Annotated in this window: 21 protein-coding genes and 1 pseudogene; 14 read left to right on the top strand and 8 right to left on the bottom strand. The window is 41.9% G+C overall.

Annotated features, from left to right (window positions below):
- Positions 1–40: 40 nt before the first annotated feature.
- Positions 41–703, bottom strand: coding sequence for an elongation factor P hydroxylase (locus FTU22_RS01130; protein ID WP_078194224.1), 663 nt, complete (start codon positions 701–703; stop codon positions 41–43).
- Between the two features lie 97 nt (positions 704–800).
- Between FTU22_RS01130 and FTU22_RS01125 the strand changes: the two genes are divergently transcribed.
- The 6 genes from FTU22_RS01125 (at position 801) to lysM (ending at position 4,521) form a co-directional block, all read left to right on the top strand.
- Complete coding sequence (locus tag FTU22_RS01125; RefSeq protein WP_078194223.1) at positions 801–1,358, top strand: DUF177 domain-containing protein; 558 nt, start codon at positions 801–803, stop codon at positions 1,356–1,358.
- A 77-nt stretch (positions 1,359–1,435) separates the two neighbouring features.
- Complete coding sequence (rpmF, locus tag FTU22_RS01120; RefSeq protein WP_004279227.1) at positions 1,436–1,618, top strand: 50S ribosomal protein L32; 183 nt, start codon at positions 1,436–1,438, stop codon at positions 1,616–1,618.
- Between the two features lie 205 nt (positions 1,619–1,823).
- Positions 1,824–2,804 (top strand): ACP S-malonyltransferase, encoded by a 981-nt coding sequence (gene fabD, locus FTU22_RS01115; protein WP_168379587.1) that lies wholly within the window; start codon positions 1,824–1,826, stop codon positions 2,802–2,804.
- The gene (fabG, locus tag FTU22_RS01110) at positions 2,801–3,535 is read left to right on the top strand and encodes a 3-oxoacyl-ACP reductase FabG (protein ID WP_078190055.1); all 735 of its coding nucleotides are present in this window, start codon (positions 2,801–2,803) and stop codon (positions 3,533–3,535) included. The genes fabD and fabG overlap by 4 nt, the downstream gene beginning before the upstream one ends.
- 85 nt (positions 3,536–3,620) lie before the next feature.
- A complete protein-coding gene (gene acpP, locus FTU22_RS01105; RefSeq protein WP_078190054.1) occupies positions 3,621–3,857 on the top strand; it encodes an acyl carrier protein in 237 nt (78 codons plus the stop codon).
- 190 nt (positions 3,858–4,047) lie between these two features.
- A complete protein-coding gene (gene lysM, locus FTU22_RS01100) occupies positions 4,048–4,521 on the top strand; it encodes a peptidoglycan-binding protein LysM (protein ID WP_078190053.1) in 474 nt (157 codons plus the stop codon).
- Between the two features lie 322 nt (positions 4,522–4,843).
- Here the strand turns inward: lysM and FTU22_RS16450 are convergent.
- The 3 genes and pseudogenes from FTU22_RS16450 to FTU22_RS01085 form a co-directional block, all read right to left on the bottom strand.
- A pseudogene (locus FTU22_RS16450) lies at positions 4,844–5,166 on the bottom strand (sporulation protein).
- Between the two features lie 765 nt (positions 5,167–5,931).
- Positions 5,932–6,384, bottom strand: a complete 453-nt coding sequence (hemJ, locus tag FTU22_RS01090; protein WP_180022661.1) for a protoporphyrinogen oxidase HemJ — start codon at positions 6,382–6,384, stop codon at positions 5,932–5,934.
- A 68-nt stretch (positions 6,385–6,452) separates the two neighbouring features.
- Positions 6,453–7,682: a beta-ketoacyl synthase N-terminal-like domain-containing protein gene (locus tag FTU22_RS01085; protein WP_180092462.1), complete on the bottom strand. Its 1,230-nt coding sequence runs from the start codon at positions 7,680–7,682 to the stop codon at positions 6,453–6,455.
- A 273-nt stretch (positions 7,683–7,955) separates the two neighbouring features.
- Here FTU22_RS01085 and FTU22_RS01080 point away from each other — a divergent pair, with 273 nt between their 5' ends.
- The 7 genes from FTU22_RS01080 (at position 7,956) to rimI (ending at position 15,819) form a co-directional block, all read left to right on the top strand.
- On the top strand, positions 7,956–9,416 hold the full coding sequence (locus tag FTU22_RS01080; protein ID WP_180092459.1) for an EcsC family protein: 1,461 nt from the start codon (positions 7,956–7,958) through the stop codon (positions 9,414–9,416).
- A gap of 155 nt (positions 9,417–9,571) precedes the next feature.
- The gene (rpsL, locus tag FTU22_RS01075) at positions 9,572–9,946 is read left to right on the top strand and encodes a 30S ribosomal protein S12 (RefSeq protein WP_000246374.1); all 375 of its coding nucleotides are present in this window, start codon (positions 9,572–9,574) and stop codon (positions 9,944–9,946) included.
- Between the two features lie 178 nt (positions 9,947–10,124).
- Entirely contained in the window at positions 10,125–10,595 is a 471-nt protein-coding gene (rpsG, locus tag FTU22_RS01070) for a 30S ribosomal protein S7 (RefSeq protein WP_005011815.1), read from the top strand.
- Between the two features lie 131 nt (positions 10,596–10,726).
- Complete coding sequence (fusA, locus tag FTU22_RS01065) at positions 10,727–12,862, top strand: elongation factor G (protein ID WP_078194215.1); 2,136 nt, start codon at positions 10,727–10,729, stop codon at positions 12,860–12,862.
- A gap of 93 nt (positions 12,863–12,955) precedes the next feature.
- Positions 12,956–14,146, top strand: coding sequence for an elongation factor Tu (tuf, locus tag FTU22_RS01060; RefSeq protein WP_180077405.1), 1,191 nt, complete (start codon positions 12,956–12,958; stop codon positions 14,144–14,146).
- Between the two features lie 215 nt (positions 14,147–14,361).
- On the top strand, positions 14,362–15,243 hold the full coding sequence (locus FTU22_RS01055; protein WP_180092456.1) for a metal-dependent hydrolase: 882 nt from the start codon (positions 14,362–14,364) through the stop codon (positions 15,241–15,243).
- Positions 15,244–15,360: 117 nt separating this feature from the next.
- Positions 15,361–15,819, top strand: coding sequence for a ribosomal protein S18-alanine N-acetyltransferase (gene rimI / locus FTU22_RS01050; protein WP_111885277.1), 459 nt, complete (start codon positions 15,361–15,363; stop codon positions 15,817–15,819).
- A gap of 85 nt (positions 15,820–15,904) precedes the next feature.
- Here rimI and FTU22_RS01045 read toward each other — a convergent pair whose 3' ends face one another.
- The 3 genes from FTU22_RS01045 to trxB form a co-directional block, all read right to left on the bottom strand.
- Positions 15,905–16,720 carry an arginyltransferase gene (locus tag FTU22_RS01045; protein WP_180092453.1) on the bottom strand — a complete coding sequence of 272 codons (816 nt, stop codon included), beginning with the start codon at positions 16,718–16,720 and terminating at the stop codon, positions 15,905–15,907.
- 21 nt (positions 16,721–16,741) lie between these two features.
- A complete protein-coding gene (gene aat / locus FTU22_RS01040) occupies positions 16,742–17,473 on the bottom strand; it encodes a leucyl/phenylalanyl-tRNA--protein transferase (protein WP_078193114.1) in 732 nt (243 codons plus the stop codon).
- Positions 17,474–17,583: 110 nt separating this feature from the next.
- Positions 17,584–18,537, bottom strand: coding sequence for a thioredoxin-disulfide reductase (gene trxB, locus FTU22_RS01035; RefSeq protein ID WP_180024006.1), 954 nt, complete (start codon positions 18,535–18,537; stop codon positions 17,584–17,586).
- 253 nt (positions 18,538–18,790) lie between these two features.
- Between trxB and FTU22_RS01030 the strand changes: the two genes are divergently transcribed.
- Positions 18,791–21,904, top strand: coding sequence for a DNA translocase FtsK (locus FTU22_RS01030; RefSeq protein ID WP_180092450.1), 3,114 nt, complete (start codon positions 18,791–18,793; stop codon positions 21,902–21,904).
- A gap of 42 nt (positions 21,905–21,946) precedes the next feature.
- Here FTU22_RS01030 and FTU22_RS01025 read toward each other — a convergent pair whose 3' ends face one another.
- Complete coding sequence (locus FTU22_RS01025; protein WP_180092584.1) at positions 21,947–22,843, bottom strand: LysR family transcriptional regulator; 897 nt, start codon at positions 22,841–22,843, stop codon at positions 21,947–21,949.
- Positions 22,844–22,945 lie beyond the last annotated feature (102 nt).

The raw sequence follows: 22,945 nt of genomic DNA, 5'->3' as shown, positions 1-22,945 counted from the left end.
TTTGCTTTGTGCAATGCGAAATGCAGTCAAATTGTATAATTTAATCAAGCATTTCACGTTGAAATTCATTCGCCTGTAACATTTTGCCAGCACGTGTACAGTGACAAATGCATTGGATAAAGCGCCAAGCATCGCGTGGAAGTTTGGCTTCGCCCTTAAAATAAGCCTGTAATTGTGCATAGACATTATCTTTAAAGCTGCTGCCATCTCCTCCTTCACCAGTGAGGTTATCGAGTGATACACGAAACTTACGTCCAAAGGCTTTGGCAAATAACCATTCGATCGCTTGGGGCTTAATCTCCACTTGTTCAAAGAGGGCTTGTTGCTCTTTGCTGCGACCATCTGGTGCATACCAATAGCCTAAATCGGGAAGTAAACGGCGTTGCTCGCCAGCAATAGTCCAATGACTAATTTCATGCAAGGCGCTATTGAAATAACCATGAGCAAATTGAATGCGGGCAGGGCCGTTTAAATCGGCAGGAAAGTACTCGGGCTCACAGTCACCTTTCACTAAGCACACATTCAGGTGGGAAAACCAATGATTAAAGTGTAAGATGAGCCAATCGACGTGTTCTGTTTCTGTGGAAAGTTTCTCCCAAGCCGAGAGTTGCACTTGGTCAGTTGAAATGTCAGAATCAAGCGTTGAAATTGTGCTCATAAGTGATGAAACATTCACTTCTGTTTGCGGCTGCAACAGATGCATAACTTAAGTTACCCAAATGGTCTGTCTAAATAAGTACAAAATTGTATCTTAATCTTTGACAGAGTACTGATGAATTTGTAGAATTGCCGCCTTAATTATGTCAGCAAATACCTTTCCGGCACAGATTGAGCCGTTTAAATGGGCTGAACAGGGCTTTAAATGGTCAGGAACACTGCCATTATCTCGCTTTGTTCGTATTGCTCGTGAAGCTGTTGGATCAATTGATGATCAATTGATTAACATAGACTGTAAGCTATCAATGGATGCTTATCATCGCATTGTATGGCTAGATGGTCATGTTGAAACAAATGTTCCAATGGAATGCCAGCGTTGTCTGGATACTGTTGAGATCCCACTTGTTTCAAGTTTTCATCTAGCTCTTGTAGATGACGAGTCACTGATAGAGCGCTTGGATGAGGATGCTGATTTCATCGTTTTAGGTGAAAGTGAAGCAACAACCAAAGGTTCATATGATGCGCCTGCGACTGCTGATTTACTCTCACTGATAGAGGATGAATTGTTATTGTTGATGCCTTTGTCACCTAAGCACGACGCTTGTGAACATAAGCATCAACCTGCCGCTGAAGAGCTTGTTGAAGAAAAACGGGACAACCCGTTTGATGTTTTGGCAGGTTTGAAGGGTAAACTTAACTAATTTTTGTGTTATACTCTTGAGTATAAGACAATCGAATTTGTTCTGATCCATTTTTTCGATCTTTGTAAGGAGCCATCATGGCCGTTCAGCAAAACCGTAAAAGTCGCTCTCGCCGTGACATGCGCCGTTCACATGACGCTTTAACCGAGAATGCATTAACTGTAGACCAAGCTACTGGCGAGACTCACCGTCGTCACCACGTATCTAAAGATGGTATCTACCGTGGTCGTCAATTATTCGCTAAAGCATCTGCTGAATAATTGGTGATGTATTAAGCGTCAAGCTTAGTAGAAAAAATGGGAGCGTTAAGCTCCCTTTTTTTGTACCGATTTTTTGTTGCATTTGGCAATTACCAAGACAAAAATTAAGTGTTAAATTTCCGTCCCTGAAACAAGCTTACATGGGATTGTGTTGAATAAATGTCCAAATAGCATAAATTCACCAGTCTTGATAAAGGATTTTTTTATGTCTGCTAAACAACTCGAGCAAGCAGCTCAAGCTACTAAAACTGCATTCGTGTTCCCGGGTCAAGGGTCACAGAAAGTCGGCATGCTCGCTGAACTTGCAGAACAGTTTAGTAGTGTGCAAGCAACATTTGCAGAAGCATCAGAAGCAGTTGGTTTTGATCTTTGGCAAATTGCTCAAAGTGGTGAAGGGTTAAACCAAACAGAATTTACTCAACCTGTACTCCTGACTGCCAGTATTGCTTTATGGCGTGTGTGGTTAGAGTTAGGTGGTGTTGCACCGAAATACCTTGCAGGTCACTCATTAGGTGAATACAGCGCCTTGGTTGCTGCAGGTGCGATGAGCCTAGGTGATGCCGTTAAATTGGTGAATCTACGTGGTCAGTTAATGCAAAGTGCTGTACCTGAAGGTCAAGGTGCAATGGCGGCAATTTTGGGTCTAGATGATGCAAAAGTCATTGAACTTTGTGCTCAAGCAGAAGGCCCAGGTTCAGTAGATGCTGCAAACTACAATGCACAAGGTCAAGTTGTCATTGCGGGCGATAAAGCCATGGTTGAAGCGGTTATGGCTGCTGCTAAAGAAAATGGCGGTAAGGCAATCGCACTTCCGGTTTCTGTGCCATCGCATTGTGCATTGATGAAACCTGCTGCTGAACAGTTTGCGACAGCATTGGAACAAACTGCCATTGAGCTGCCTACTATACCTGTAATACAAAATGTAGGCGCTGAAATCGCGACTGATGTAGCGCAATTACGTCAGGCGTTAACTGCACAGTTATACCAATCTGTACAGTGGACAAAGACCATGCAGTATTTGCAAGACCAAGGTATTCAGTACATTGCTGAATGTGGTCCGGGTAATGTCCTTGCGAATCTCGCAAAACGTTTGCCAAATATTGAAAAAGCATTCCCACTCGACACGAAAGGTCGTATGGAAGATGCACTGAATGCCATTTTAGTGGCAGAAGGGAAAATTGCATGACACAAGAACGCAAAGTTGCTTTAGTAACAGGTGCGAGCCGAGGGATTGGAGCAGCAATTGCTCAGCAATTGATTCAAGACGGTTATTTTGTTGTAGGTACTGCAACTTCAGAAGCGGGTGCGGAAAAATTATCTGCTGCTTTTGCTGAAAATGGTGCGGGTAAAGTTCTAGATGTACGTGATGCAACTGCAATTGATGCATTGGTATCAGACATTGAGCAAAACTTTGGTTCAGTATTGGTTTTAGTGAACAATGCTGGTATTACCAAAGATAATTTGTTACTTCGTATGTCAGAAGATGATTGGGATGACATTCTCAACATTCATTTGAAAGCCGTTTATCGACTTTCTAAACGTGTTTTAAAGGGTATGACCAAAGCACGTTTTGGCCGAATTATTAATATTAGTTCTGTGGTTGCACATTTTGCTAACCCAGGACAAGCAAACTATTCTGCTGCAAAAGCAGGGATTGAGGCCTTTGGTCGCAGCCTTGCAAAAGAGATGGGAAGCCGCCAAATCACTGTAAATGCAGTGGCTCCGGGCTTTATTGCAACAGAAATGACAGAACAGTTAAGCGAAGAAATTCGTAAAAAGATGAGTGATCAAGTGGCCTTAAACCGTTTAGGTGAGCCGCAAGATATCGCAAATGCCGTAAGTTTTCTTGCTTCTGAAAAGGCAAGTTACATTACCGGAACTGTATTACATGTAAATGGTGGTTTATACATGAGCTAAGCGCTCAAGTATAAACTTTCAAAACGATTTAGATTCAATTAAACTAACGGCATTAAAAACGCCACAAGCAATGAGGAGAATTCCTGTGAGCGATATCGAACAACGCGTAAAACAAGCAGTAGCTGAACAACTTGGTCTTAAAGCAGACGAGATCAAAAACGAAGCTTCTTTCATGGATGACTTAGGTGCAGACTCTCTAGACCTAGTTGAATTAGTTATGTCTTTCGAAAACGATTTCGACATCACTATTCCTGATGAAGATTCAAACGAAATCACTACTGTACAATCTGCAATTGACTACGTTTCTAAGAAACTAGGTTAATTTTAGATTTCAGCGATGCTGATTTAAAAAGCCACCATTCGGTGGCTTTTTTATGCCGAATATTTTGTTTTTACATTAGCTTACGTTTCTGTCACCAACAACAACTCAAAAGCGGTTATTTTTTAGCTATAAGAATAGAGTTTGAACAATAGTTAAATGATTTAAAACAGTAAAAACAACGGAGAAAAATATGGGTCTTTTTGATTTTGTAAAAGGTATTGGTAAAAAAAATACAGCGCCTGCGGAACCTCAAGCAGCGCCAGCAACACCTTCTGAACCATCTGCACAAGAAATTGCCAATAAGTTATTGGGTCATATCAAAGCACTGGGCTTGCCTGTAACTGGTTTGTCTGTGAGTTATAACGGTACTTCAGATCTAGCGACAGTGAAAGGTCAGGTACAAAGCCAAGCAGATCGTGAAAAGATTATCTTGGCAGTAGGGAATATTGATCATGTGGCGCAAGTGGATGATCAGTTAACAGTGACGAGTCCTGAGCCTGAAAGTAAGTTCTATACTGTTAAGTCGGGGGATAACCTGTCTAAAATCTCTAAAGAATTTTATGGTGATGCAAATCAATACAATAAAATTTTTGAAGCAAACCGTCCTTTGTTAAAAAATGCCGATGACATTTTCCCAGGGCAAGTGCTGCGTATTCCTGCATAAATATTTGTGTTTACAGTAAAAAAAGCCATCTTGTGATGGCTTTTTTTTTGTTTTGCTTTTTTAAAGTTAACGCAGTAAACGTTGTATTTCACTAAGTAAACATGCAGGGTTAATTTGCTGGTGCGGTAAGCTTAGTGTGCGGTAACCGTCTTTACGCATTTTGCGGTCTATTTCAAACAGAATGTGTGTTTGCTGTGCTTCTGTGACAAAAGAAATCTAAACTTTATTAATTCCAGCCCCCCCTCATTGCTGTTGGCGGAACTCTAACTCTTGGTAGTAACTTAGAGTAGAGCGAAAATGCCCGCCATTAAATTGTCCGCGTTCAACATCTGCTGAGCAGAGGATATAACCGCATTGCTTGAATAATGCCTTGCATGAGAGGTGTTAGATAGGTTTGGATATAATCACGATCACTGGCATCTAAGCCCCAATCGACATCTAAGTGTGTATGCAGCCAAACATGTGTGCTGTTTCGTGCGCACTGTAACTGTGTCACTGGGGTTCAAAGGGTAGCTGGATGTTGAATGGCAATTGATGTGACTGGTTTGCTAGGAATTGAAATGCGCCGCTTATATGCCATTGTGCAATACAAAGCTCTTGCTTATGTTCATGGTCACCAGATTCGACTTCTGCTTGCGTCATCAGCTGCAGGTAAATGCCATTAATATTTTTATTGCTGGATGCGCCTTGGAAATTAATTTGGCCTTACAGGCTTTGACCGGGGTAAAGCCGTGATGTGTAGAGATGGGTGTCAATTTTAATGCCTTGCAGGCTAAGATTGGATAACACTTTATTGAGCATGAAATTTAAAGATATAAGAGACTGGGAAATATTGAAATTATACAAAGAGAATATTACGGTAAGGTGTTGTTTTGGTATTTTATTTTGAGCTTTGGGGTGAATAAATTTGCTTTGTCATGGTGTGAGTGGCATAAGATGCAAGGCTGTTGAATAGAATAATGAAAACTAAATTAAGCAGGGGTTTATGCGATTATTAAAAGGTATTTTCGGATGTTTTTCTGTTTTGGGTATTTTATCTTGCGGTTTTGTTTATGCGGGTGAATATCAAACTAAATGTATTTCAGATAGTACTCAGCATAACGAGATTGGCTTGTTATATGGAAGAATTTGAGCAGGTGGATCAAAAACTGAATCAGATTTATCAGGTAAAAATCCATTCATTATCTGCGATTAAGGCAAAAGCTTTGCGAGAGTCATAGTGTCATTGGCTGCATTTAAAAGAGCAGGCGTGTATTGCAGATGAGGAGCAGTATGGTCGAGAAAGTCATTTTGATGCAATGCAATGTGAGATTGATTGGGTAAGCGAGAGGATTTTATTTCTCGAGAAGCAATAATGGATAGTAACAAATAAATAAAAGCCCCGAATTTTCGAGGCTTTGTGTATTTGGCTTAGAAGCTTGGCTTCACCACAACTAAAATAACCACCGCAAATAAAATCAAAGTTGGCATTTCATTAAAATAACGCCAGAATTTATGCGACTTATAATGTGCATTTTCGATAAGCTTTTTACGGTAATAACCACAAACAAAATGATAAATCACCAATAGTCCAACCAATCCAACTTTTAAATAGAACCAAAGCGCTTCATGGTAGTGTCGTGTTGCATCACCCCAATCGACGAGGAAGTGCGCCGTGATCAGTGTAGCAATCATTGCAGGCCACATAATGCCGCGATATAGCTTGCGTTCCATGATTTGAAAGCGCTGATGACTCGTAGCATCATCACTCATGGCGTGGTAGACATAAAGGCGAGGGAGATAGAATAGCGCTGCGAACCAGCAAACAACTGCGATGATATGCAATGCTTTTACCCAGAGGAAAGCATCTGATGGAGCATCCATATATTAACCCTTAAAAGGGCGGTGGGTATGTGCTTTGGCACCGAAGCGCCAAAGCAGCAAACTTTATATTATGCTTCCCATTTTTTGAAAACGAGGCAAGCGTTTACACCGCCAAAACCAAAACTGTTACTCATCACAGTATTCAATTTTGCATCACGTTTTTCAAGTACGATATCAAAAGGTTTTGCACCTTCGTCAAGTTCAGTCACGTTGATATTTGGTGCTATAAAGTCATTTTGCATCATTAAAATAGAGTAAATCGCTTCTTGTACACCTGCAGCACCCAGACTGTGACCGGTCATCGATTTGGTCGAGCTGAGCGGAGGAACTTGCCCTTCACCGAAGGCACGCTCCATCGCTTTAAGTTCAGTGACATCGCCTGCCGGAGTAGATGTACCGTGTGTATTAACATAGTCGATGGTATGCACACCATGTTGTTTAGCTTCTTCTAAAGCCATAAGGATACAACGCGTCGCACCTTCGCCCGATGGTGCAACCATGTCTGCGCCGTCAGAATTTGCTGCATAGCCGACAACTTCAGCCAAAATGTTTGCACCACGTGCTTGAGCATGTTCAAGTGACTCTAGTACAACGAAGCCACCACCGCCTGCGATCACGAAACCGTCACGGTCAGCAGAGTAAGGGCGGGAAGCAGTTTCAGGAGTGTCATTGTATTTTGAACAAAGTGCACCCATTGCATCAAATAAAAGACTTTGTGACCAATGGTCTTCTTCACCACCACCAGCAAGCATTAAGTCTTGTTTGCCTAATTGAATCAAATTGTATGCATAACCAATGGCATCTGCAGATGTTGCACATGCGCTAGTAATGGTGTGTGCAATACCTTGCATTTTAAATGCAACACCCACGTTTGCAGTAATGGTGTTGGTCATATTACGTGGTACAAAGAATGGACCAACTTTACGTGCACCTTTGGTGTCTAGAAGTTCTTTCATTTCAACAACAGATGCAGTTGAACCACCACCTGACCCACCCGCAATACCGTAACGTGGATTACCACCGATTTGTTCTGCTGTTAAGCCTGCATTTTCTACCGCAGCCAAAGCTGAGTTGTATGCATACATTGCGCATACGCCCATAAAGCGTTTTAAACGGCGGTCAATACCGTCAAAGTTTTGTTCTGCAGCCGCACTGACATGACTTTTAAAATTAAGTTCAGCATAACTTGGGTTGAAACGTGTTCCAGAAATCCCGTTTTGCAAAGAATGAGTGACATCTTCTAATGTATTACCAATGCATGAGTTGATGCCCATACCAGTGATTACAACACGTTTCATCTACAGATCCTTTATAGGTAGTGTGTGAGCAAGCTATAGAAAGTATACGAAGGAAACTTTCTAAATAGGCGAACTCATATATTTTGATTGGAATAATGATAGCAGAAAGCTTTTTGAATTCTTATGGCAAATCCTATGCCTATTGTTGACTGAGCTAATTTGCAACTTTGCAGCAAAAAACTTAACTTAAAGATACATATTCAAGTTGTGATAAAGTTTGACTACACCTAGTATTTATCAATAATTTCAAGAATAGTTTTAATGAGGTAGGGAATGGTGAAAACGAATAATAAACCAACGGCAGGTCTACTCTCAAACGCCTTTGGAGTGGCTAAAAAGCTCAGTTCTACTGGGGTGTCCATCATTAATCATGTCGCACCCGAATCCGTAACTAAGGTCATTCAACCTCAAAAAAATGGTCAAACCTTGGAGGGTCAGTCAAGGCAAGCGGGCGTATTTGATGTAAAAAAATATGATAATCCTCAGCAAATCTTACGTGAACACGTTCCAAATGTTTCTAGACAATTATTCGGTCGACATTTTAATACTGTAAATAATGTGGCTAATTTTGTTGCTCCTCAATTTAGTGACAAAATTTCTGATTATTTATTTGAGCGACTTAATCATTTTAGTTCGGATATTTCATCTGTAGATGCTGTACTGGATGAAGCTGGGGTACGTGATTTAGAAGAGTTGACACAAGATGTCGATCGTTCGCGTCGTATTAGTCAGGCTCTGGGTGAGCAAAATAAATGGATTGCTTCGATTCAAGGGGCTTTAACAGGTGCGACAGGTGTCATTGGTTCAAGTATTGATATCCCTGCTTCACTGATTATGACTCTGCGAGTGATTTATCAAGTTGGACGTTCTTATGGTTTCGACTTAAGCAAAGAAAGTGACCAAGATATTGTTCAGTTTATTTTTAAACAGGTCGACTTGAGTTTAATTGCAGAAAAACAAACTTTGCTTATGGCAATAAAAGCTCTGAGTAGTACGCTACAAAATAGTGATTTACATCAATTGCAGCAATTGGTGGGTTCAGATACTGATGCAGCAGCATTGAAAAAATATGTACTAGATGAAAATGGTCAGTTTAAGTGGGCATGGCTCAATCAAATGCCAAAAGTTTCATTGTTAAATCAGCTATCACGATTATCTCCTGTGGCGAGTGTTGGTGTAAGTGTAGTGTATAGTCGCCGTTTAGTGGATGAAGTGAATCAGAAGGCACAGCAAGTCTTTTCTAATGCGCGCCAATATATTTTGCAGCATCAGGATATTAGCTTGTCACCTTTACATGCCTATGAGCGTTCTCTTGAGTTGCTTGCTCAAGCAACACCTAAATTACTAGAAGGTATTAAGGCGAAAGATATTGATTTGGCTGAGCCGGTACTAGATCAGACCATAGATGTTGCAGGTCATGAGAGTATCCGCGCAGTAAAAGTCATCAAAAAAGCACAAGTTAAAAACTCTGATGCAGCCGAAGTGGAAGTAGAGCAGGAACAAAAAGTCTCAGAAGGTTTGGAGGCACTTGCGGAGAAAGTTGTTGAGCCTCATGCACTCGGGGCTGCGCAAAAACCTGCTTTAGCTGAAAAAGATGAGTTTGAGGTGTTGGAATCTGTACAGCAGGAGGATGTCCCAGTGGAAAAAGCTGCACCCAAAACTAAGCCGCGTAAAGCCAAAACAGCAGCCGTAGATAAAGTTACAAAAAAATCAGCAGATTCTTCTGAAAAATAAACTATTTATTTGTGGGTGAAAAATTGCGCAACTCATGATGAATAAATGTTTTCGATGATCGTATATTGTTGACCAATTTTAAGTCTTCGCTTACAATTGCATGCCCTCAAAAAGTAGTATTTTTTGGGGCTTTTTATTAACGGGAGAATTGCCAAATGGCAACAACAAATCAGTTGATCCGTAAGGGTCGTACAACTTTAGTTGAAAAATCTAAAGTTCCTGCGTTGAAGGCTTGTCCACAACGTCGTGGTGTTTGTACACGTGTTTACACAACTACACCTAAAAAACCTAACTCAGCAATGCGTAAAGTTTGCCGTGTTCGCTTAACTTCAGGTTTTGAAGTTTCTAGCTACATCGGTGGTGAAGGCCATAACCTACAAGAGCACAGTGTTGTTCTTATCCGTGGTGGTCGTGTTAAAGATTTACCAGGTGTACGTTACCATACCGTTCGTGGTTCTTTAGACTGTGCTGGTGTTAAAGATCGTAACCAGTCTCGTTCTAAATACGGTGCTAAACGTCCTAAGAAATAATCTGAAAAGATTGGCTTCTTAGTTCGTTAGAACTGCAATCCTTTATCGTCTCGCTTGTCTGATTTCTGCATTTTTTGTGAAAATTCCAAGCGACGTATAGTAAGGCCAGCGAAAGCACATGACACTTTGTGCACCTGCTGGAGTAACCTGAAGTGTCATATTTATTAGGTGTATTAAAATGCCAAGACGTCGCGTAGTTGCTGCCCGTGAAATCCTTCCGGATCCTAAGTTCAGCAGCCAAACAATCGCTAAATTCATGAACCACGTAATGCAAGATGGTAAAAAATCTATTGCTGAAAGTATCGTTTACGGTGCTTTAGACCGCGTTCAAGAAAAATCTAAAGTAGACCCAGTTGAATTTTTCGAGACTACTCTTGAAAAAGTTCGTCCTATGGTCGAAGTAAAAGCACGCCGTGTTGGTGGTGCTACATACCAAGTGCCTATGGAAGTACGCCCATCCCGTCGTACTGCCTTGGCTATGCGTTGGTTAGTAGATGCTGCTGCTAAGCGTTCTGAAAAAACTATGGCTTTACGTCTTGCTGGTGAGTTGCTTGATGCAGCTGAAGGTAAAGGCGCAGCGATCAAAAAACGTGAAGATGTGCATCGTATGGCTGAAGCCAACAAAGCCTTCTCTCATTACCGTTTCTAAGCGGATAAAACAGCCCCTATTCAGGAGGGTGATAAATCAGTTGTCACTGTTTTGTCATCGAATCGCTTTAAGTTGCTATGCAGCTTAAAGCGTCCTGTTTTAAACAACAAAATTTAGGAATGCTAGAAATCATGGCACGTCAAACCCCAATTTCTCGTTACCGTAACATTGGTATCTCTGCGCACATTGACGCAGGTAAAACAACCACTTCTGAACGTATTTTGTTCTACACAGGTGAGAGCCACAAACTAGGTGAAACTCACGAAGGTTCAGCAACAACTGACTGGATGGAACAAGAGCAGGAACGTGGTATTACCATTACTTCAGCAGCTGTAACATGCTTCTGGAAAGGTATGGCTAACCAGTTCGACCAACACCGTATTAACGTAATTGACACCCCGGGACACGTTGACTTCACAATTGAAGTTGAGCGTTCTATGCGTGTTCTTGACGGTGCGTGTATGGTTTACTGTGCTGTGGGTGGTGTACAGCCTCAGTCTGAAACTGTATGGCGTCAGGCGAACAAATATAAAGTGCCTCGTATTGCGTTCGTAAATAAAATGGACCGTACTGGTGCGAACTTCTTCCGCGTTGTTGAGCAAATGAAAACACGTCTTGGTGCGAACCCAGTGCCAATCGTTGTTCCAGTGGGCGCGGAAGATACATTCACAGGTGTTGTTGACTTAATCGAAATGAAGTCAATCATCTGGGATGAAGCTTCTCAAGGTATGAAGTTTGAATACGGCGACATTCCTGCTGATCTGCAAGATACAGCTGAAGAATGGCGTACAAACATGGTTGAAGCTGCTGCTGAAGCATCAGAAGAACTCATGGACAAATACCTGGAAGAAGGCGATCTTTCTAAAGAAGAAATCGTAGCTGGTCTTCGTCAACGTACTTTGGCTGGTGAAATCCAACCAATGATGTGTGGTTCGGCGTTCAAAAACAAAGGTGTTCAACGTATGTTGGATGCTGTTATTGAGTTCTTGCCAGCGCCAACTGACGTTGAAGCAATTAAAGGTATCTTAGACGACAAAGACGAAACCGAAGGTTCTCGTGAAGCGTCTGACGATGCTCCGTTCTCTGCTCTTGCGTTCAAAATCATGAACGACAAATTCGTAGGTAACTTGACATTCGTACGTGTTTACTCTGGTGTTCTTAAAGCGGGTAGCCCGTGTTATAACCCAGTAAAAATGAAACGTGAACGTGTTGGCCGTATCGTACAGATGCACGCAAATGACCGTCATGACATCGAAGAAATTCGTGCAGGCGACATCGCGGCGTGTGTAGGTCTTAAAGACACAACTACGGGTGATACACTGTGTGACGAAAACAACATCATTACACTTGAGCGTATGGAATTCCCAGAGCCAGTAATTCAATTGGCTGTTGAACCTAAGACTAAAGCTGACCAAGAAAAAATGTCAGTTGCGCTTGGCCGTTTAGCGAAAGAAGATCCATCGTTCCGCGTATTCACAGACGAAGAATCTGGTCAGACTATCATTGCTGGTATGGGTGAGCTTCACCTTGACATTATTGTTGACCGTATGAAACGTGAATTCAACGTTGAAGCAAACATTGGTAAACCAATGGTTGCTTACCGTGAAACGATTAAGAAAACGATTGAACAAGAAGGTAAATTCGTTCGTCAAACAGGTGGTAAAGGTAAATTCGGTCACGTATACGTACGCTTAGAACCACTTGCTGAAGATGCTGGTAAAGACTACGAGTTCGCTGAAGAAGTTGTTGGTGGTGTAGTACCTAAAGAATTCTTCGGTGCAGTAGACAAAGGTATCCAAGAACGTATGAAGAATGGTGTCCTTGCTGGTTACCCAGTTGTTGGCATCAAAGCGACATTGTTCGATGGTTCTTACCATGATGTCGACTCTGACGAATTATCGTTCAAAATGGCGGGTTCTTATGCCTTCCGTGACGGTTTCATGAAAGCAGATCCTGTTCTTCTTGAACCAATCATGAAAGTTGAAGTAGAAACTCCAGAAGACTACATGGGCGATATCATGGGTGACTTAAACCGTCGTCGTGGTATGGTTCAAGGTATGGACGATCTTCCTGGCGGTACTAAAGCAATCCGTGCTGAAGTTCCACTTGCTGAGATGTTTGGTTACGCGACTCAAATGCGTTCTATGTCTCAAGGTCGTGCGACTTATTCTATGGAATTCGCTAAATACGCTGAAACACCACGTAACGTGGCTGAAGGCATCATCGCTAAGTTCCAATCTGGCGGTAAAAAAGGTGACGACGAGTAATCTTTCGATTACTATAAGCCCAAACTAATTCATAGTTAAAAACCAAATGCTCATGCAGTATCCCTGCATGAGTAGTTTAAAAAGGAAGATCTCATGGCTAAGGCTAAGTTCGAACGTAATAAGCCACACGTTAACGTGGGTACAATTGGTCACGTCGACCACGGTAAAACTACTTTAACAGCTGCAATTGCAACTGTATGTGCAAAAAAATTCGGTGGTGAAGCGAAAGATTACGCTGCAATCGACTCTGCACCAGAAGAAAAAGCACGTGGTATTACAATTAATACTTCACACGTAGAATACGATTCTCCAATCCGTCACTACGCTCACGTAGACTGTCCAGGTCACGCCGATTATGTTAAAAACATGATCACTGGTGCGGCTCAGATGGACGGTGCGATCCTGGTTTGTTCAGCGACTGATGGTCCTATGCCACAAACTCGTGAACACATCCTGCTTTCTCGTCAGGTAGGTGTACCTTACATCGTTGTGTTCTTGAACAAATGTGACATCGTTGATGATGAAGAGCTAATTGAACTAGTAGAAATGGAAGTTCGTGAACTTCTTTCTACTTATGACTTCCCAGGCGACGACACTCCAGTAATCCGTGGTTCTGCTCTTGCAGCGCTTAATGGTGAAGCTGGTCAATACGGCGAAGATGCTGTAGTTGCTCTTGTTGAAGCTCTTGACTCTTACATCCCAGAACCAGAACGTGCTATCGACCAAGCATTCCTTATGCCAATCGAAGACGTATTCTCAATTTCAGGTCGTGGTACAGTAGTAACTGGCCGTGTTGAAACTGGTATCGTGAAAGTAGGCGAAGAAGTTGAAATCGTTGGTATTAAAGATACAGTTAAAACAACTGTAACTGGCGTAGAAATGTTCCGTAAACTTCTTGACGAAGGTCGTGCGGGCGAGAACTGTGGTGTTCTTCTACGTGGTACTAAACGTGAAGACGTTCAACGTGGTCAAGTACTTGCTAAACCAGGTACAATCAAACCGCATACTAAATTCGACGCAGAAGTATACGTACTTTCTAAAGACGAAGGTGGTCGTCATACTCCATTCCTTAACGGTTACCGTCCACAGTTCTACTTCCGTACAACTGACGTAACTGGTGCGATCTCGCTTAAAGAAGGCGTTGAAATGGTTATGCCTGGTGACAACGTAGAAATGTCAGTAGAATTAATCCACCCAATCGCAATGGACGCTGGCTTACGCTTCGCGATCCGTGAAGGTGGTCGTACAGTTGGTGCGGGTGTAGTTTCTAAAGTAACTGCATAATCACTAAATGTGTGTAAAAAAGCGCCTCTTTGAGGCGCTTTTTTTATGCTTATTCAATGTGATAGGGAAATTGTCTGACAATATTTTTTAAAGCTGTCCTTTAGTGATAATTCACTGTCCTTAACTGAAATAATTACGCGTCAATAAAACCGTAATATGAACTCAAGAAAACCAATAAAAGTTTGAGTATTTCATAACTCAAAAAGGAGTTAGGCATGAACGCTAAAGTAAAGATTACTAATCGAGCAGGTGCAAGTTTCCCTGTACGTCGCATGAATTTTGATTTTGATGCGGTACCAGAGTACTGGATGAATGGCTCAGCAGGTTTGACACATTTTATGACCGCATTGTCTGCTTTATTTCCCGCGGGTGAAATGTTCTTTATTGATAGTGTGCGTGCAGTACGTAAACACCCCGCGATCACAAATAATGAAGCCCTACAAAAAGAAATTAGTGCTTTCATTGGTCAAGAAGCAATGCATACGCAAGAGCATGAGGGTTTTAATGCTTCTGCACAAAAATACGGTCATGATGTCGAAACACTTGATAAGGCAACGGGTCGTGTTATCCAAGGTGTACGTAAAGTCTTTGCACGTATTGGTAAACCTGTTGGTATTACTCAAGAAATGGTGGATCTTACTGCAACTACGGCACTTGAGCATTTCACTGCAACGATTGCTTCACAGTTATTGGTAAACCCACATATTCAAGCCTTAATGACTGATGAAACCATGAAAAATATGTGGTTATGGCATGCGATTGAAGAAAATGAGCATAAAGCCGTAGCTTATGATGTATTTGAAGGTGTCTTTGGTCAGGGAATAAAGGCCTACGTACTCCGTACAGGTTCATTGATTGGCGCAATGGTGACTTTATTCTTCGTACAAAGTTATTTTGTCGCTCGTTTATTAAAAGAAGATAACAAGCTTAATTTTGAAGCATTAAAAGATATTTATACCTATGGTTATAGCCCTTCAAAAGGCATCATCACTGGTATGCGTAAAGAAATGCTGATGTATTTTAAACCAGGTTTTCACCCGAATGATTTAGATACTTCTGGTTTGTTAAAAACGTGGAAAGCATATTTGGGTCTCTAATCACAGCGCTGTGGTGACTTTTTCAGAAGGGCGATGTAAATCGCTCTTTTTTTTATTCAACTTTATAGACAAACTTTTTATAATGCGCATACCCTAGCTATAGAAAGATAAACGAAGATGATTCGTTTGATGCAAGACGCTGATGTCCAGCAGGTTTACGATATCGAGCGCCGCGTACAAAGCCATCCTTGGACCATAAAACAATTTCAAGAATCGATTGCTGCCTATCAAAGTACGGTGATTGAGCGACAAGGAAAAGTTGTAGGTTTTTGCATTTTACAACCCGTTTTAGATGAAGCAAATTTATTGTTAATGGCGATCGATCCGAGCCAGCAAGGCAAAGGATTAGGTTTTCAATTACTCGATGAATCTATTGCCTTACTCAAAAATAACCCCATTCAAATCTTCTTAGAAGTGCGAGAAGGTAATCAACCAGCGATCCGTTTATATGAAAAAGCGGATTTTCATCAAATCGATTTGCGAAAGAATTATTATCCAAATGCCGATGGAACTCGTGAGCACGCCATTATTATGGTGAAGACTTGTGGTGATGATTTTGCAGCTTTATTTAAATAAAAGCGGTGAAGCATAATCAGATTTAAAGAAAGCATTCGTGAATAAACGGATGCTTTTTTATTGAATATCTTTTGTTTGATCCCGTTTATTTAATAATAGGATTGTTCCAACCGGAAGGTAGGGTGGTCATCAGGGAATCCCCCAGTTGGCTGATTTCTTCTTGGGTCAGTGGTCGGTTGAGTCGACGCCATTGTCCATCAAGCAGAAGTTCCAGTGGAATGTACTGAGATTTATAATTCATTTTTTGCGAATCGGGCACCCAATAGCCCAAGTAGACATATTGCAGTCCAAGTTTTTGTGCATGCTCGATTTGTTTCAGAATGGCAAAAGTCCCTAGGGAGCGACGGCTTTCATCAGGATCAAAAAAGGTATATACCGCTGAAATACCATCATCAAGTGGATCACAGGTAGATACACTGATCAGTTGCTCATCCAACCACAGCTCTAAAAAGAAACTGTCAGTGCAGCTATTGATTAAAAATTTTTCAAATTGATCTTGGCTAGGTGGGTACATATCACCATCAGCATGCCGTTCATTGATATAGCGTTCGTACAGGGCATAATGCTTTGCATCGGCATCTTGAGGGCGGCTAATTTTCACCGTTAAATCTTGATTCCGTTTCCACGCTTTTTTTTGCACGCTGTTCATTTGAAATTCATGCACAGGCACACGTGAGGACAGACATTGGCGACAAAGATGACATTCAGGGCGGTAGACAAAATCCCCACTACGACGAAAACCCATGCGGGAAAGTTCAGATAACGTGACCACATCAATACGATGGACAGGATCAAGAAAGACCATCCGGGCAGATTTATTTTCTAAGTAGCTACAATTATGCGGAGGTGTGATGTAGTACTGTAATTCGTTCAACAGGGACTTCGGTTGATAGGAATTCATCGTAATATCCCTCTTTTATTGTCATGCGCTGAGACTTGCCCATTGCGCTATTGTTTTACTTGAAAATACACTGTCCTGATACTTTTTCCAATCGATAGAGGGTTGTTTAACAACATCTTGTAACGAATTAAGGTATTGTTGGCGAGAAAGTGTACTCGCACCTAAGCTTAAGAGGTGATCGTTGACCAATTGGCAATCAATCCATGGTAGTTGATTCTCTTGCCCGATGAGCATTAAGGTGTAAAACGCCATTTTAGAGACATCTGTTCGTGTACTAAACATAGACTCGCCAAAGCAGCCATGACCAATATTAACGCCATAGAGGCCACCGACAACGATCTCGTTTTCCCAAACTTCAATGCTATAAGCATAGCCTGCGTCAAACAGCGCAGAATATCCCTGAATAATATCTTCTGAAATCCATGTTTCATTGGCATAACTACGCGGCAGTGAACATGAGCGAATCACAGTTTCAAACGCATGATTAATGGTGATCTTATAGTCCATTTTTTTCATGCTGCGTAATAACGATTTGCTCGGATGATAGTCCTGCGGTTGAATAATGCAGCGGGGTTCAGGACACCACCAACAAATCGGATCACCTTCACTGAACCATGGGAAAAGACCGTGACTATAGGCTTCAAACAGTGTGGAAGGGGAGAGGTCAGCACCGATGCAAATTAAGCCTTCACCTTCGGGATCGCATTCAACTGGATCGGGGAAAGTAAATTCAGAAGGAGGGAGTATCGGCATGCCAAGCTTCTTATTGAGGTACACGGATATTTATCATACATAAAAAAGCCGACCATCAGGTCGACTAATTTTTAAAACTATTTAGCTAAGCAAATGAATGAAGCAAAAGATTATTCGCCGAGTGCATCAAGGTATTTTTCAGCATCGAGTGCAGCCATACAGCCTGAACCTGCAGAAGTAATCGCTTGACGGTAGATACTATCGGCAATATCACCCGCAGCAAATACACCCGGAATAGACGTTTGTGTTGCGTTACCCGCTGTGCCACTTTGAACTTGGATGTAGCCGTCACGTAAGTTTAATTGGCCTTCAAAAATACCGCTGTTTGGTTTGTGACCAATAGCCACAAACATACCAGTGACATCAACATTTTGAGTTGAATCATCTTGCGTAGATTTAATACGTACAGAAGTCACACCGGTGTTATCGCCAATCACTTCATCCACTTGGTGATTCCAGATGATGCTGATTTTACCTTCTTTTTCTTTTGCAAAAAGATGATCTTGCAGAATTTTCTCTGATCGTAAAGTGTCGCGACGGTGTACAAGAGTGACATGAGAAGCAATGTTTGAAAGATACAGCGCTTCTTCCACAGCAGTATTACCGCCGCCGACAACCATAACTTTTTGGTTTTTGTAGAAGAAGCCGTCACATGTTGCACATGCACTCACGCCTTGACCCATGAAAGCAGCTTCTGATTCAAGACCTAAATATTGTGCAGTTGCACCTGTACAAATAATCAATGCATCACAAGTAAACTCTTCCATATCGCCTTTAAGCACGAACGGACGAACATTGAGGTCCACTTCGTTGATATGGTCATACACAATTTCTGTACCAAAACGTTCAGCATGAGCTTGCATTTGTTCCATTAGGGCTGGGCCTGTTAAACCTTCTGCACCACCTGGCCAGTTGTCTACTTCTGTCGTTGTAGTCAATTGACCGCCTAATTGAATACCTGCGATGAGTGTCGGTTTCAGGTTCGCACGGGCAGCGTATACCGCAGCGCTATAACCTGCAGGACCAGAACCTAAAATAATTAGACGTGAGTGACGAGCGCTCATCCGTAGAATCCTTTTTTTATATGATAATTTGTGGAATTATACGTCAAAGTTTGAAACGATTGTGTGAGATTAAAGTCGATATTATTGATCATCGAAATCGTTTTGAGCTATATAGAATAAAGTTAACAACTATACTTAAATTATCTTGCATCTTTTTTATTGAACAGGTGCATAATAACAGGTTTAGATTCAGCCCATTTTTGTTGTGGGTAATGACAAAAACATTCATGAAGAATTGGTTACAGGAACGTATATGACAGCGGTGTCGGGTGCATATGCACAGCGCTTAATAATGACTTTATTCCTTGTTTCATTTGGGATATATCTGTTCCTTGCAACAGTCACATATACGCCATTTGATCCGGGATGGATGCATTTATCCAGTGATACTCAGCAAGTTTCAAATGCCAGCGGCGTCGCAGGTGCATGGATCGCTGATTTACTCTATGGATTTTTAGGTTGGGCAAGTCTGCTGATACCTGTCTATTTATTTCTCGAAGCAATTCAAGTGTGGTGGCCACGTAGTTTTTTAAACCGTCCATTTCGTTATGCCGCTCAGTTCTTTATTTTACTGGCAACTTCAAGTTTACTTTTCCTATTTTGGAATGTCCCTGAAGATACTTTAGAAAATGCATCGGGCGGGATTATTGGTTATGAACTGGGTCAAAGTCTTGAACAAATTTTAACGGTCTATGGTGCAGCAATATTTCTTATTGCATTTTGGATCATGTTGTTCACTTTGGCCTTTGGCATCAAGTGGAATAAGACATGGGCAACCATGAAATCGACACCAGCTTATCTCCAAGATTTGTTCTATCGCAATGTGCCTGAAGGCGACACCGCATTTGACCGTACAGTACCAACGACTAAAAAAGAGAGTGCTGCTGCGCATGCATCAAAAGTGGTTGCACCAGTTACACCCGCCCATGAGCATCATGCTGTAGAGGTTGACCCAGTAGTACGTGATCGTGTTGCTGAGCGTTTATTTGATGATATTGCTGATAAAGAATGTGCAGACAAAGAAGGCAATGCACAGCATTTATCTACGGTAAATTCGCCGGAGACTGCTACACCATCCGATGAAGATTTTGAACATACTTTGGCGAAAGTGCGTCAGCTTGAGCAAGATCAACAACGTGTTGTTGCGACGGGAGAGGTTTGGCGTGCCTTGCATTCAAATGATGACCAACGGCACAAACAAGATATTGATGCTTTACTGAAAGCTGCAGAAGAAGAGCAGCCTGCCAATCAAACTGAATATTTCAACAAAGCAGCGGATGTGCATTCGACTTCTCCGACAGAAGCGGTGCAACCTGCTAAAAAATCAGTGGATTGGGATGATGATGAAATCTTCGATGAGCTGTTAGCGGCTGTCCCGAATGGTAAAACAGCGACGGATGTGCATAGCCCATTTAATACATCGCAAAATGAAAGTCTAGCAACGCATTCAAATGATTTTGCAACAGGTACTGCTGCAACTGTTGTAGGATTAGGTGTGGCAGCTGCACAAACGACAACGCTAACCACACCGAAAAATATCAGTGCTGAAGCTGAATTTAATGATCTCGATGATTTGCTGGTTGAAGAAGCAGAGCGAGCGATAGAACAGGCACAGCCAGTTCGTACAACCAGTAGTTATGCGCAATCTACGCCTTTGGTTCGTGCTGAAATCAATACACAGCCGCAGACTTTTGTATCTGATGATGAAAAAGCCTTAATCAGCTCGAATAAAGATGCATTCCGTGAAGTGTGGCAAGAAACGGCGGGTAAACCTGAAGACATCGATTTAGATCTCGAAGATGATTTTGACTTTGATGCGCCTTTAACCGATGCTTCTGGTCGTCCAATGTCTCGTGCGATGCAAGTGGCACAAAAACGTTTGGATTTACCGACTTTGCCGGGATTGGAAATATTAGATCCTGTAGATCCGAATAAGAAAGTTAATTTCACTGCAGAGCAATTGTCTCGCTTGTCTGAACTTTTAGAAATTAAGCTGCAAGAGTTTAATGTCAAAGCTAAAGTTGTAGAAGCACAGCCGGGCCCTGTCGTGACACGTTTTGAACTAGATTTGGCACCCGGTGTCAAAGCGTCGAAAGTCACCAATATTTCACGTGACTTGGCGCGTTCAATGTCTATGGCCTCTGTACGTGTGGTGGAAGTGATTCCAGGTAAGCCCTATATCGGGATTGAAGTTCCGAATAGTTCACGTGAAATGGTTCGTCTTATTGAACTGTTAGAAACGCCGGCATACCGTGATCCAAATGCCTTACTTAGTATGGCGATGGGTAAAGACATTTCCGGCAATCCTGTCTTGGCAGATTTGGCGAAAGCACCGCATATGTTGGTGGCAGGTACTACGGGTTCTGGTAAGTCAGTCGCAGTAAATGCCATGTTGCTATCGATGTTGTTGAAATATACACCTGAGCAATTGCGACTTATTATGATTGACCCGAAACAGTTGGAACTTGCCAACTATAACGATATTCCACATTTATTAACGCCTGTTGTAACTGACATGAAAGATGCGGTGAGTGCATTGAACTGGTGTGTCAATGAAATGGAGCGTCGTTATAAGCTGATGTCTTTAATGAAAGTGCGTAAGCTGACTGACTTTAACCGCAAAATTGAAGAAGCAATGGCCAATGGTGAAGATCTCATCGATCCAACTTGGAAGCCAGATGACTCAGCAACGCAAAGTCGTGCGCCACGTTTACAGCCTATGCCGTTGATCGTAATTGTTGCCGACGAATTTGCCGACATGATCATGCAAGTGGGTAAAAAAGCTGAAGAAATGATTACCCGTCTTGCACAAAAATCACGTGCGGCAGGGATTCATTTGCTGTTGGCGACGCAGCGTCCAACCGTAGATGTAGTGACAGGTTTGATCAAAGCCAATATTCCAACGCGTGCTGCGCTACGTGTGAACAGTAAACTGGATTCACGTACTATCTTAGACGCTGGTGGTGCGGAAGACTTACTGGGCCATGGTGATATGTTATTCCTCGGACCGGGGAAAATTGAACCTGAACGGGTACATGGCGCGTTTATTTCAGACGATGAAGTGAACCGTATTTGTGATGCATGGCGTGAGCGCGGTGAACCGAATTATGTCGATGAAATCCTCACGCCTTATGATGAAGAGCCGACATCTCGCGGTTTTGAAGATGGTGATGGCGGATCAGATCGAGATGCTTTGTATGACCAATGCGTTAGCTTTGTACTGGAAACTCGTAAAGCTTCTACTTCTTCGCTGCAACGTAAATTTAGCCTCGGTTATAACCGTGCTGCACGTATCATCGACCAAATGGAAGAAAATGGTATCGTAAGTAGTATGGGACCAAATGGTAAACGAGATATCTTGGTCTAAGTCCTAAAACAAAAAACCTGCTTCGGCAGGTTTTTTTTATTTTTAGATTGAGAACTCATCTTGGTAGAACATGGACTGGGCCAATTCGATAAAGGCTTTGCAGGCAGGGCTCATGAGTTTTTGATTTTTTACGGCGAGTCCAATTTGCCGTTGGGTATTTGGAAAGAGTGGACGTTTAACCACATGTGGATGTAGCGCCAACAGCTCAGTAGGCATCGCCATATCTGCAACGATAGCAATCCCTTCCTGTAAATTCACCATGTTTAAAATGGTTAACAGTTGCGACATTTGATAGGTAATTTTAGGTTGTATTTGGTGTTGTTTAAGCAGTTTTTCGACATGGGACTGGCTGCCTGCACGGGTCATAATAAAGGGGTAGTTTTGTAGGTCTTGGATATTTAAATGACTGTGTTTGGAAACTGAATAACTATCTGGAATCAAGGCAATGAAAATATCTTGGATTAAGGGGAAGGTGAACAGTTGCGGCTTGGGGAGTACGGCAAAACCAACATCAATCTGACGTTCAGAAATCCAACGAGACACTTCTGCATCAGTACCTTCTTCGACATAGATCTCAATGTGTGGATAGCGCTCTCTATATGCCTTTAATAGCTCTGGAAGCAGATGAATCGAACTAGAAGAACCAAAAGAGCCAATTCTCAGCGTTCCTTGTTGAATACCATGTGCGGCATGCACTTCTTGTTGCATAATTTGTGCGGTATTGATGACTTCTTTGGCATGTAGCAATAACTGCTGACCAATGTAAGTCAGGCTAATTTCGCCTTGTTCACGGCTAAATAAGCTGATATTCCAATGTTGCTCTAAACTTTTTAAGGCATGAGAGACAGCTGACTGAGTAATTCCCAGCTGTCGAGCAGCGAGAGTAAAGCTTTGTTGTTCTGCGACTTTAATAAAAATTTCAAGCTGAGAAAATGTCATTGCCATGAGTAATTACTCATTTTGTTATGAGTCTAGATGAGGATTATATTGTGCTACATAAATGGTTAAAGATGAAATAGCTTGTTTATTTCAAGGCGTACA

Source organism: Acinetobacter sp. YH12076, from assembly GCF_013419525.1.
Lineage (GTDB): Bacteria > Pseudomonadota > Gammaproteobacteria > Pseudomonadales > Moraxellaceae > Acinetobacter > Acinetobacter amyesii.
This window is presented reverse-complemented; position numbering and strand designations above follow the sequence as displayed.

Excerpts from the sequence above, each read along its gene's own strand:
- rpsL (WP_000246374.1), top strand. The coding sequence starts at position 9,572 with ATGGCAACAACAAATCAGTTGATCCGTAAGGGTCGTACAACTTTAGTT.
- FTU22_RS01025 (WP_180092584.1), bottom strand. The coding sequence starts at position 22,843 with ATGACATTTTCTCAGCTTGAAATTTTTATTAAAGTCGCAGAACAACAA.
- hemJ (WP_180022661.1), bottom strand. The coding sequence starts at position 6,384 with ATGGATGCTCCATCAGATGCTTTCCTCTGGGTAAAAGCATTGCATATC.
- FTU22_RS01045 (WP_180092453.1), bottom strand. The coding sequence starts at position 16,720 with ATGAATTCCTATCAACCGAAGTCCCTGTTGAACGAATTACAGTACTAC.
- fabD (WP_168379587.1), top strand. The coding sequence starts at position 1,824 with ATGTCTGCTAAACAACTCGAGCAAGCAGCTCAAGCTACTAAAACTGCA.
- rpmF (WP_004279227.1), top strand. The coding sequence starts at position 1,436 with ATGGCCGTTCAGCAAAACCGTAAAAGTCGCTCTCGCCGTGACATGCGC.
- FTU22_RS01080 (WP_180092459.1), top strand. The coding sequence starts at position 7,956 with ATGGTGAAAACGAATAATAAACCAACGGCAGGTCTACTCTCAAACGCC.
- FTU22_RS01125 (WP_078194223.1), top strand. The coding sequence starts at position 801 with ATGTCAGCAAATACCTTTCCGGCACAGATTGAGCCGTTTAAATGGGCT.
- tuf (WP_180077405.1), top strand. The coding sequence starts at position 12,956 with ATGGCTAAGGCTAAGTTCGAACGTAATAAGCCACACGTTAACGTGGGT.
- lysM (WP_078190053.1), top strand. The coding sequence starts at position 4,048 with ATGGGTCTTTTTGATTTTGTAAAAGGTATTGGTAAAAAAAATACAGCG.
- FTU22_RS01130 (WP_078194224.1), bottom strand. The coding sequence starts at position 703 with ATGCATCTGTTGCAGCCGCAAACAGAAGTGAATGTTTCATCACTTATG.
- FTU22_RS01030 (WP_180092450.1), top strand. The coding sequence starts at position 18,791 with ATGACAGCGGTGTCGGGTGCATATGCACAGCGCTTAATAATGACTTTA.
- fusA (WP_078194215.1), top strand. The coding sequence starts at position 10,727 with ATGGCACGTCAAACCCCAATTTCTCGTTACCGTAACATTGGTATCTCT.
- rimI (WP_111885277.1), top strand. The coding sequence starts at position 15,361 with ATGATTCGTTTGATGCAAGACGCTGATGTCCAGCAGGTTTACGATATC.
- rpsG (WP_005011815.1), top strand. The coding sequence starts at position 10,125 with ATGCCAAGACGTCGCGTAGTTGCTGCCCGTGAAATCCTTCCGGATCCT.
- FTU22_RS01055 (WP_180092456.1), top strand. The coding sequence starts at position 14,362 with ATGAACGCTAAAGTAAAGATTACTAATCGAGCAGGTGCAAGTTTCCCT.
- fabG (WP_078190055.1), top strand. The coding sequence starts at position 2,801 with ATGACACAAGAACGCAAAGTTGCTTTAGTAACAGGTGCGAGCCGAGGG.
- trxB (WP_180024006.1), bottom strand. The coding sequence starts at position 18,537 with ATGAGCGCTCGTCACTCACGTCTAATTATTTTAGGTTCTGGTCCTGCA.
- aat (WP_078193114.1), bottom strand. The coding sequence starts at position 17,473 with ATGCCGATACTCCCTCCTTCTGAATTTACTTTCCCCGATCCAGTTGAA.
- FTU22_RS01085 (WP_180092462.1), bottom strand. The coding sequence starts at position 7,682 with ATGAAACGTGTTGTAATCACTGGTATGGGCATCAACTCATGCATTGGT.